Genomic DNA, 11363 nt, shown 5'->3' with positions numbered 1-11363 from the left:
GTCGTACTGCTGGGCGCCGTCCTGCCGCGCGGCCGGGCCCGCAAGTGGCGGCCGGGACGGCTGGGGCCCGAGGGCCCCGGCACGCCCCGTGCGCAATAGCTCAGCTCTCCTCCTCCACCTCCGGCACGTCCGCCGGGAGCGCCAGCTGCACCAGTGCCGCCTTGCGGCGGGCGATGCGCAGGGCGCGGCCCGGCGGCAGGATGCGGGCCTTGACGCTGTCGAAGACGTAACCCTCCGACGGCGGGCAGGACAGCTGCAGCGCCGGGGAGTTGACCTCCTGGAGCTTGCGCATGAGGGGGTCCGGGCGGGAGGCGCCCGCGGCGGACCTGGCGACGACCATGTGCAGGCCGACCTCGTAGCCGAGCGGGAGGTGCGGGAGCAGCGGCTCGAAGGGGCCGTTGAAGGCGGAGCCGACCATTTCGTAGTCGTCGATCAGGACGAACAGGCGCGGGCCCGTCCACCAGTCGGCGCGGCGCATCCGGGCCGGTGAGATGTCTTCGCCGGGGGCGCGGACGACCATCGCGCGGGCGACCCCGTCGACGAGTTCGCGCAGCGGGTCGGCGGCGACGGCGTGTCCCAGGCGGTACGCCTCGGGCACCGCCTCGACGAGTTCGCGGCGGTAGTCGACGACGAGGATCCGGGCCTGCTCGGGGGTGTGGGTGGCGACGATCTGCTGGGCGATCAGGCGCAGTGCGCTGGTCTTGCCGCTCTCCGTGTCGCCGACCACCATCAGGTGCGGGCTCTGGGCGAAGTCGTGCCAGACCGGAGCGAGTTCGGCCTCGTCCAGGCCGAGCGGGATGCGCAGCGGAGCGTCCGGTGCCGCCGCGGGGAGTTCGGCCGAGGTGAAGCCGGTGGGCAGCATGCGGACCGGCGGGGCGGCCGGGGCGTCCCAGTGCTCGGCGACCGCCTCGACCAGGTCGGCGAGTGCCTCGGTGAGGTCCTCGGCGTCCTCGCCGCCGTCGATGCGGGGCAGTGCGACGAGGAAGTGCAGCTTGTCGGCGCTCAGGCCGCGGCCGGGCAGGGCGGGCACGGTGCCCGCCTTGCGGATGTCGACGATGGAGTCCATCGGGTCGCCCATGCGCAGTTCGAGGCGGTTGCCGACCTGGTCGCGGAGGGCGGCGGAGAGTTCCACCCAGCGGGAGGTGCTGACCATGAGGTGGATGCCGTAGTTGAGGCCGCGGGTGGCGAGGCCGTTGAAGACGGCGATGTCGTCGAACATGTCGCTGCGCACCGTGGACCAGCCGTCGACGACGAGGAAGACGTCGCCGAAGCGTTCGTCCGGGTACTGGCCGGCCGCCCGCCGCTTGCGGTAGGTGGCCATGGAGTCGATGCCCTGCTCCTGGAAGAACACCTCGCGCCGGTTGAGGAGCGAGGTGACCTCGGCGAGCGTACGGGAGATCCGTTCGCGGTCGAGGCGGCCCGCGACGCCGCCGACGTGCGGCAGCCCGGCGAGCCCGAGGAGGGCGCCGCCGCCGAAGTCCAGGCAGTAGATCTGCACTTCGCGCGGGGTGTGGGTGAGGGCGAGCCCGGCGATGAGGGTGCGCAGCACCGTGGACTTGCCGCTCTGCGGGCCGCCGGCGACGGCGAAGTGCCCGCCCGCTCCCGCGAAGTCGACGGTGAGCAGCTCGCGGAGCTGCTCGAAGGGCTTGTCGACGATGCCGACCGGCACCCGGAGCCTGCCCCGGTCCTGGGAGCCGGCGGTGGTGAGGCCGAATTCGGGGTCGGGGACCAGCGGCGGCAGCAGCGCGTCGAGTGCGGGCGGGGCGTCGAGCGGCGGCAGCCACACCTGGTGGGCGGGCGGTCCGCTGTCCCGCAGTCTCTCGATGGCCAGCGCGAGGAGGGACTCGCCGGTGTCGGGCTCGACGGTCGCCGGGTCGGGGTCGGGCGCTGCGGGCAGGGTGCGCGGCACCACCCAGCCGGTGCCCCACGGCACCACCTGGCGGGCGATCTGAGCCTGTTGGACGCTGCCGCGCTTGGGCTTGTACGAGCCGGAGACGTACGCGGCGCGGAACCGGGTGAGGGCTTCGACGCCGCTCTTGAGGTAGCCGCTGCCGGGGGTGGGCGGCAGGTGGTAGGCGTCGGGGACGCCGAGGACGCCGCGGCTCTCGATCGCGGAGAAGGTGCGCAGGCCGATGCGGTACGAGAGGTGGGACTCCAGCTGGTGCATGCGGCCCTCCTCCAAGCGCTGGGAGGCCAGCAGGAGATGGACGCCGAGCGAGCGGCCGAGGCGGCCGATCATCACGAAGAGGTCCATGAAGTCACGGTGGGCGGCGAGGAGTTCGGAGAACTCGTCGACGACGATGAAGAGGGAGGGCAGTGGGGCCAGCGGGGTGCCGGCCGCGCGCGCCTTCTCGTACTCCAGGACCGAGGAGTAGTTTCCGGCCCGCCGCAGCAGTTCCTGACGGCGCATCAGTTCACCGTGCACGGCGTCCTGCATGCGGCCGACGAGGGGGGTCTCCTCGGCGAGGTTGGTGATGACGGCCGAGGTGTGCGGCAGGGAGTCCATGCCGAGGAAGGTCGCGCCGCCCTTGAAGTCGACGAGGACGAAGTTCAGGCTCTCGGAGGAGTGGGTGAGTGCGAGGCCGAGAACCAAGGTGCGGAGCAGTTCGCTCTTGCCGGATCCGGTGGCACCGATGAGCATGCCGTGCGGGCCCATGCCGCCCTGCGCGGACTCCTTGATGTCGAGTTCGACGGGGGTGCCGTCCTCGCCGACGGCGATCGGCACCCGCAGCCGCTCACGGCTCTCCAGCGGGCGGTTGAAGAGCCGTTCGGGGTCGTGCCTGCGCAGGTCGGAGATGCCGAGCAGGGTGGTGAGTTCGGTGTCGGTGGCGAAGGGTTCGGCGGAGACGGCGCCGCCGCCGAGCCGGTACGGGGCGAGCCGGGCGGCCAGTGTCCTGGCGGCGACCGGGCCGAGCGCGTCGGGGGCGCCGAGCAGGGTCGACTGCTCCTTGCGTTCGCGGTCGGTGCGCACCAGGTGCAGGCCCTCGCCGGTCAGCCGCAGCCGCAGGGTGCCCCGGGCGGGCTTCCAGGCGAAGGAGCCCGACAGGTCGAGAACGACGGCGTTGCGGTAGCCGGGGCCCTCCAGCCGGTGACCACCGGGCACGATGCCGCCGTCCACGACGATCAAGGTGAAGGGTTCCTCACGTCCCGGCGCGGTGTCCGGGTCGAAGGGCGGGCGTTCGGTGAAGTCGGCGCCGAGCAGTTCCTCCAGCTCGACGAGGCCGGCAGCGACGGTACGGGCGGCGCCCGCGCCGTCGCGCTGGTACGCGTGCTGGGCGTGCGGCAGCCACTTCGTCCACTCCCAGTCGGGGCGCCGCGCGTCCGACACGCACAGCGCGACGGTCAGCTCCTCCGGGGCGTGGAAGGCGGCGAGCTGGGCGATCAGCGCCCTGGTCAGGGCGCGGGCCCTGGACCCGTCGTCGCCGTCCTCCGGGCTCTCAAGGAGGATGCGCGACCAGGCCCGCAGGTAGAGGGCGATGGGCTGCTCGGGAACGGTTCCGTAGGCGCGGATGAAGCTGCGCAGGGCGTGCGCGGACAGCGGTTCCAGGTCCTCGACCGGCTTGGTGGCCAGCGGGGCCAGGCGGGTGCCGAGCTTCTGCTCGCCGACGGCGACGCGCACCTCCGCGAAGTCCTCGTCGGCCGGGCGGCGTTCCCACTGCCTACTGGTGTTGGTGAGGGCCCAGAGGGCGGCCGGGTCGGGGTGCCGCCAGGCGAGTGCCTTCTGCTGCTCCGCCACGGTGCGGCGGATCTTGCGGCGGGTCTGCGCCAAGTAGCGCAGGTAGTCGCGGCGTTCGCCCTTGAGCTTGCGTTTGCGGTCGCCTGCGGTGCGGATCAGCTGGCCGACGATCATCGCCACGGACGACAGCAGCATAAGGCCTATCGCGAAGTAGCTGAAGGCGGTGGCCTGTCCCGGCCTGATGAACATCATCAGCATGGCGAGCGACGTGAGGCCCATCGGAAGGTACATCCACATGGCGGACGTGTTGGGCTCCGCCTCCGGGAGTGTGGGCGGCTCCTGGAGGCTGATCTCGCCGTCCGGCATGTCGGGCCCGCGCCTGCGGGCGGGGCGGCGGAACAGAACTGTGCTCACGCGGGGGTTCTCCTTGAGCTCGTCGCGCCGGACGCAGCCGTCGGCGACCGGGACCACCTGGGGCCTTCCGGTAGGGCCGTACGAACTGACGTGCGCTCAAAGGTAGTGCGCCATGATCTACTTCGGAATCCCGGCCCCTCGAACCCTTCGGAGAGGTGTGGCCCCGCCGCCATGACTGACATATCAGCCCCCGGCCTGTGCCGGCTCACGGTAAGAACCCCTGAACGGCTCGTCGACCTCGCGGTGCCCGCGGACGTACCGGTCGCCGATCTGTTGCCCATCCTGCTCGATCACGCGGGCGACGACCTGGCGGAGAAGGGCATCGAGCACGGTGGCTGGATCCTGCAGCGCCTGGGCGAGAAGCCCCTGGACGAGGAGGGCACGCCCGAGTCGCTCCAACTGCGCGACGGGGAGACCCTGTTGCTGCGGCCCCGTACGGAAGCCCTGCCGCCGATCCACTTCGACGACCTGGTCGACGGGGTCGCCACCACGATGCGCGGGCGCCCGCACGGCTGGGCGGCCCGCACCAGCCGGTGGCTGCTGCGCGGCACGGCCGTGGCGATGTTGGCGGCGGGCCTGCTGGTGCTGGCACTGCCGGGCGGTTCCGCTCCGGTACGGGCCGCCGTCGCGGCGGGCACCGGTCTGCTGATCCTGTTCGGGGCGGCGTCCGCGAGCCGCGCGGTGGGCGACTCGGCGGCGGGCGCGGCCCTCGGTGTGCTGGTCGCGCCGTATCTGGCCCTGGCCGGTGCGCTGTTGCCGGTGGGCGACCCGGGCCCGCAGCTGCTCGGCTCGCGGCTCCTCGCCGCTTCCGCGGCGGCGGCGGGCGGGGCGATCCTGGCGGTGGCCGCGGTCGCCGCGTTCGTACCGCTGCTGCTGTGCACGGCGGTGGTCGCGGTCGCCGGCGCGGTCTGGGGCGTGCTGATGCTGACGATGGACGTGCCGGCCGCGCACGCGGCGAGCATCGTCGCGGTGCTGGCGGTGGTGTTCGGCGGGATGGTGCCGGGCATCGCGTTCCGGCTGTCCGGGCTGAAGCTGCCCGCGCTGCCGTCGAACGCCGAGCAGTTGCAGGAGGGCATCGAACCCCACCCGCAGCCCGGGGTGGTGATCCGCACGGCGCTCGCCGAGGAGTGGATGACCGCCCTCTACTCGGCCACCGGCCTGATCTGTGCGGGTGTGCTGACCGCCTTGGTCCTGGACCGCCCGGGCACGGCCGCCCTGGTGACGTCCGGCGTGCTGTGCCTGGTCCTGCTGCTGCACTCGCGCGGCATCGGAAATGTGTGGCAGCGGCCCGCCGTGCTGCTGCCGGGCCTGTACGGACTGGTGCTGATGGCGGTGCACGCGGCCGGGGCACTGCCCGCCGCACAGCGCCCCGCGCTGCTGGCCGTGCTGCTCGCGATCGCCGCCGCGGCGGCCGTCGCCTCGTGGACGGTGCCCGGGCGGCGCATGATCCCGCACTGGGGCCGGGCCGCCGACATTCTGCACACCCTGTCCGCGGTGGCGCTGATCCCGCTCGCCCTGTGGGTGCTGGGCGTGTACGCGGCCCTGCGCGGCGCGAACAGCTGAGGGGGGACGCGCGATGCAGTCCAAGAAGGACCAGGTCCAGGCCCACATGTTCGTCATGGGGCGGCTCACCAGCGGCATGCTGCGCAGCGATCCGGACTCCCCGGAGTCGCCGGTGGGCCGCACCAACCGGGGCATGGCGTGGGGCATCGGCCTCGGCGTCGTGCTCGTCGTCGGATTCCTGCTGTACGGGATGATCTCCCCGGCGGGGAACAAGGCGTGGCGGCAGGACTCCGCCCTGATCGTGCAGAAGGACACCGGCACCCGCTACCTCTACCTGGGCGGCAAGCTCCACCCGGTGCGCAACTACGCCTCGGCGCGGCTGATCGCCGCCGACAAGCTCAAGGCGGTCTCGGCGTCGGGGAGTTCCCTCTCCGGCGAGCAGCACGGCACCCCGGTGGGCATTCCCGGCGCCCCGGACTCCCTCCCGGCACTCGGCGACCTGGAGCAGGGCGCCTGGCAGGTGTGCGCGGACGAGCCCGCCCGTACGGGCCCCGACGGCACCGGCCGCAAGCCCGTCACCTCGCTGCGCCTCGGCGCGGCACCTGCCGGTACGTCCCCGGGCACGGACCGTACGGTCCTGGTGCAGGGCCCGGACGGGCGCCGGTACGCCCTGTGGGGTGGCCGGCGGCTGCGGCTGGGCGCGCACGGCGCGGCCGAGGCGCTCGGCTACTCGGGGGCGTCCCCGGTGCACGTGTCGGCGGCGTTCCTGGACAGCGTCCCGGCGGGCCCGGACCTGACGGCGCCCGAGGTGGCGGACCGGGGCTCGGCGGGCCCGCGGATCGGCGGCGCCGCCGGCCGGATCGGCCAGGTGTACGCCCTGGACTCGCCCGGTGCCGCGCCGCAGCACTTCCTCCTGGAGAAGGCCGGGCTGCGGGCGCTGAGCGCCACCGGTGCGGCCCTCGTCCTGGGCGACGACCGGACGGCGAAGCTTGCCTACCGGGGGAAAGCACCGGACGCGATCCGGCTCGCGGCCGACCAGTTGACGCGGTATCAGGCCCCTGCGGCGAAGGCTGCCAAGGACCCGGCGGGCTGGCCCGCCCGTACGCCCGTGGTCCAGCCCGTGGCGCCCGGCACCTCGGTGTGCGCCCGGATCCAGCCGGACGGGGCGGCGCCGAGGGTGCACCTCGCGCTGCAGCCGGGCACGGAGCGCGCGGACGCCCCCGCGTCGGGGCCGGACATCGGCCGGGCGTGCCTGGCGGTGGACGGCGTGGCGGTACGTCCCGGTGGCGGCGCCCTCGTACAGGCACTGGGCGCGGGCGGCACGGTGATCGGCACGACGACGTACCTGGTGACGGACGTCGGCGTGAAGTACCGGCTGCCGACGGCCGACGCGGTGACCAGACTCGGCCTGAAGGGCGGGCACGCGCAGGCGGTCCCGTCCCGGCTCCTCGACATGCTGCCGACCGGGCCGGTGCTGGACGTGGCGGCGGCGAAGGGCGAACGGCCCGCCGCGGCCGTCCCGTCGGCGGGTCCGCCGGAGTCCTGTTGATGAACAGTGGGTGGCGATCCGGTGCCAACTTCCGCAGCTCACGGCTGATTTACACCCCTGGAACGTCCAATTCCCTTTGCTGGGCGCCCCGAAGATCAAGCTGAGCTCAGATTTCCGTCAAAGCATTGCTCATGTCACATCAGCATCTCTAGCATCAGGGGCATCCCCCGCCCCTGAAAGGACCTCTCATGGCCACTCCCCCGCCCCCGGGCAGTCTCCAGACTTCGTCGCAGTCGGAGAACCAGAAGGGCTACAACGCCCTCGGCAACGTCAAGTCGGGCATCGAGAAGTCTCAGCAGGACGTCCAGACCACCATGGCCGCGCTGATGACGGCGTACGGGGGCCAGGACGGCGGCGCGTTCCAGAAGCTGCTCTCGGACTGGAACGGCCAGGTGGACATCATCAAGAAGAACATCGGCGACATGATGACCCGGCTGGAGCAGACCGGCCTGGCCCAGAAGGGCCTCCAGGCGCAGACCACGGACATCATCTCGGGCAGCGGCGCGTCGAACAACGTCTTCGACCAGCTGACCTGACCGGCCGTCACGTCCCGGCCGCTCCCCCTGCTCCTCCCCCTCCTCCGCCGCCCGACTCCCTTTCTCCCCGCAGGAGTTCGCCATGTCCACTCCGTACGACCACTCCAACAAGACCGACGGCATCATCCACGTCGAGTACAAGTCCGTGGACCAGGCCGCCGACGACATGCGCATGCAGACGCAGCGCATCAAGAGCCTCGTCACCGCCCTCAACGAGGAGCTCGCGGGCCTGCGGGGCGCCTGGCAGGGCGCGGACGCGGCCACCTACGGGGGCCTGCAGAACCAGTGGAACAGTGCCACCGATCAACTGGGCCAGGTGCTGACGAGGCACAGCTCCACGCTGAACGAGATATCCGACCTGTACCGCAGGCACGAGAACCGCAGTGCGGAGGAGTGGGGAAGCATGGGCATCGGCCGCTGACCCGGCGCCGCCCCGAGGCCTCCGCTCAGAGGCCGTCTCCCCACCCCCGCCCCGCTCCCTCCTGCTGATTGCGAGACGTCATGCCGGCCGGCCCGACCGATCTGTCGCATCTGGACATAGAAACGCTGAAGAAGTTCGCGACGGACGACGTGGGGGCGTTCATCACGCTTCTGAAAGCCCTGGGGCAGGAAGGGAACGCGGGGAGCGTAGGGGGCGCCCCTTCGATGGGGGCTCTCAAGGGCCAGCTCGACAACCCCGCGATCCTCTACACCGAGACCACTCTCGTCGTCGGCCTGCTGGGGAACAAGGAAGGCAAGAACGGCAACATCAGCGTCGATCCGCTGATGACCTACACCAAAGCTGCCGCGACTGCCCTCGAAGCCATCGAGGTGAAGCAGCAATCCATTTTCCAGCACATCAGCGACAACTTCCTCAAATCGCTGATCCCTCGCATGGAAGCGGCCAAGCAGAAGAGCCTGGAAGACATCAAGAGCCAGAGCTTCCTCAACGACTTCCGCAATCTGGATGTCGATCTGGCCCCGGCCGCCCCCTCCCCTCCGCCCCCGGCCGCCTGATTCCGTTCCGATTCCCTGAGGACAGAAAACCATGCCCGATCCCGCCCTTCCGCCAAATCCCTGGGACGTCGTCGTCAAGCAGATCACCGGATTCGACGCCGGTACGCGCTATTCGGTCGGCGCGGTGGGAGGTGCGAACCCGGACAACGGCGACGGCAGCGAGTGGCTGATCTTCAAGAAGAACGGCAGCCCGACAGTAGAAGAGGGCAAACGCACCATCAGCTACATGGACGTCTCCACCCGGAAGGGAAACGCAACCTACCTCATCCAGAGATGGGTTGATCTCCGTGCTCCGCTGAGCTCGTCGAACGGCTCGGACTTCTCCGCATCCGGAAATGCCGCGGCCTTCTACCAGGGTTACGGTGACGCCCTGGAACAATTGGTCGCCCAACATACGACTGTTGGTTTCGGGTCCGCCTACCCCCACAAGACGGCTGTCCCGGGTGGCTCTTCCATCGAGCTCAAGACATTCGCCAAGGCAGCAGCAGCCTTCGACCGGGTCACCGACTACTTCGAAACCCAGACGCCGAAGCTTGCGCAGTGGGTCAAAGAGCTGGAGGAAGAGCATTCCGCGTACCAGGGAAATGGCGCGGATGTTTTCAAGGACCTGATCGAGGGCCTGAGCCTCGGTTACAAGGACATCCTTCAGGACCTCTCCTCCAAGGGAAACGTCACGTCCCAGACCACCTCGTACACCTCTGGTTCGTCGATGGGCGACAAGCTCATGGAAGCCGAGGGTGTGCTCTACACGGCGATCAAGGGTCTGCGTGATGCCTGGACGCAGTGGAAAGCCGATGTCCCCTGGCCGGACGAGTTCAACGCACAGGCCCTGCCGGACCAGCTGTATCTGCCGATCGCCCATCTCAATGCACATATGGACAAGATATCGAAATGGCTCAACGAAAATAACCTCACCAAAGCCACAGTCAATATGGGCACCGAGGACAGCGCACCTTACATCGCAGCCGCCGGATTCCTGGAGCCGATTCACCCGGACTACGGCGATCTGAGAACACCCGAGGCCTGGAAGGAGGTGGGCCGGAAGGCATACGGGAACTGGCAGGCCTACATCCAGATCGTGCTCGATCCGGCCGCCACCCGCATCGCAAAAGACATCAACAACGCCTTCCGCACCATGGGCACGTTTTCCGTGGTGTTCAACCCGGGATTCACCAGCCTCAAAGAGGCCAACGCCGTCGACGAGGCGGCCAAGACCAAGGCCGACCTGGAGAAGGAAAAGTCCGACGCGAAGGCCGAAATAGAGAAGGAGAAGGAAGAGGCCAAGAAGGAGAAGGAGGAAGCGAAGAAGGAAATCGACGAGATGAAGGGCGGCGGCAAGGACGGGCCCAACGGCATCAAGCCACCGCCGGACCTCAACGACATCGGCGGCAACGGTGGCGGCACAGGCGGCGGTGCGGGCGGCCTCGGCCTAGGCGGCGGCGCGGGCGGCCTTGGTGGTGGCAAAGGCGGCGGCACCGGCGGCGGCACCGGCGGCGCAGGCGGCGAAAACAAGGTCAAAGTGCCCCCGCCGAGCCTCAACGACCTGGGCGGCAATGGAGTCGGCCCCGGCGGCGCCATCAAGAACCCCGACGGCTCGATCTCCGTCAAGAACCCGGACGGCTCGACCACCACCACCTTCCCGGACGGCCACAAGGAGACCACCCCTGCGGGCGTCCTCCCGCCGAACCTGAACCCCATCGGCGGGGGCGGCGGTTGGGGCACCGGAGGCGGCGGCCCCGTCAAGACCGTCAAGGGACCCGACGGCAGTACGACCTCGTACAACGCCGACGGCTCGCGCACCACCACGCACAAGGACGGCACGACCACCACGGTCAACCCGGACGGCACGTCCGTGACGAACAACCCGGACGGATCGCGGACCGTCCTGAACAAGGACGGCAGCCAGACCGTCACTTACCAGGACGGTTCCAAGGCCACCGTCAGGCCGGACGGCACGACGATCACGCAGTACCCCGACGGCACGTCGACCAAGCTGACCCCGGACGGCACGCTCACCACCACCGACGCGCAGGGCAACAGCACCACCAGCCACCCGCAGCCCGGCTCGACCGTGAAGAACCCGGACGGCTCGTCCACGGTGTTCGGCAAGGACGGCGCGACCACCACCACGCACGCGGACGGCACGAAGACCACCGTCTCGGCGAACGGCACCGTGACCACGGTCGACCCGGACGGCACGAAGACCGTCTCGCACCTGGGCAAGGGCACGTCGACCATTACGTACGCCGACGGTTCCGTCGCACAGGTGGGCCGCGACGGCACCGTCTCGACGACGTACAAGGACGGCAGCAACACCAGGATCGGCCCGGACGGCACCTACACGACCACCGACGCCGACGGCAACAAGAAGACCGAGCACCTGAACACCAGGGGCGGCCCCGGCCCTGCGCAGACCACCCACAACCCGGACGGTTCGACCACCACGAAGTACCCGGACGGCACCGTCGACAAGCAGCTCAAGAACGGTGGTCACCAGATCACCTACCCGGACGGGCGGACGGTCACCACCGACCAGTACGGCCGCACCACGGGCAACACCGGCTCGCCGAACCTCAACAACATCAAGGGCGGCGGGTCGGGCAACTACGACTACTACGACTACCCGGAGAGCAAGAAGAAGGGCCCGTCCCTGACCGGCGGCGGGATCGGCGGCGGCCAGGGCCCGGGC

The 11363-nt window shown here is 70.4% G+C and carries 7 protein-coding genes; 6 read left to right on the top strand and 1 reads right to left on the bottom strand.

Going from position 1 to position 11363, the window contains the following annotated elements:
* Positions 1-100: 100 nt before the first annotated feature.
* Entirely contained in the window at positions 101-4090 is a 3990-nt protein-coding gene (gene eccCa, locus ACWGIG_RS31075) for a type VII secretion protein EccCa (RefSeq protein ID WP_453325019.1), read from the bottom strand.
* 171 nt (positions 4091-4261) lie between these two features.
* On the opposite strand from eccCa, the gene eccD reads away from it, so the two are divergent.
* From eccD to ACWGIG_RS31045, 6 genes are all read left to right on the top strand, one after another.
* Positions 4262-5653: a type VII secretion integral membrane protein EccD gene (eccD, locus tag ACWGIG_RS31070; RefSeq protein ID WP_453325018.1), complete on the top strand. Its 1392-nt coding sequence runs from the start codon at positions 4262-4264 to the stop codon at positions 5651-5653.
* 13 nt (positions 5654-5666) lie between these two features.
* Positions 5667-7142, top strand: coding sequence for a type VII secretion protein EccB (gene eccB / locus ACWGIG_RS31065; RefSeq protein ID WP_453325017.1), 1476 nt, complete (start codon positions 5667-5669; stop codon positions 7140-7142).
* Positions 7143-7330: 188 nt separating this feature from the next.
* Positions 7331-7678: a hypothetical protein gene (locus ACWGIG_RS31060; RefSeq protein WP_453325016.1), complete on the top strand. Its 348-nt coding sequence runs from the start codon at positions 7331-7333 to the stop codon at positions 7676-7678.
* Positions 7679-7760: 82 nt separating this feature from the next.
* A complete protein-coding gene (locus tag ACWGIG_RS31055) occupies positions 7761-8099 on the top strand; it encodes a WXG100 family type VII secretion target (RefSeq protein ID WP_453325015.1) in 339 nt (112 codons plus the stop codon).
* An 80-nt stretch (positions 8100-8179) separates the two neighbouring features.
* Positions 8180-8674 carry a type VII secretion system-associated protein gene (locus ACWGIG_RS31050; RefSeq protein WP_453325014.1) on the top strand — a complete coding sequence of 165 codons (495 nt, stop codon included), beginning with the start codon at positions 8180-8182 and terminating at the stop codon, positions 8672-8674.
* 31 nt (positions 8675-8705) lie between these two features.
* On the top strand, positions 8706-11363 hold a 2658-nt coding region (locus ACWGIG_RS31045; protein ID WP_453325013.1), incomplete at its 3' end, for an AAWKG family protein.

The sequence above is a fragment of the Streptomyces sp. NPDC054863 genome, from assembly GCF_053610825.1.
The sequence above is the reverse complement of the archived record's forward strand: the minus strand, read 5'-3'. Positions and strand labels throughout refer to the sequence as shown.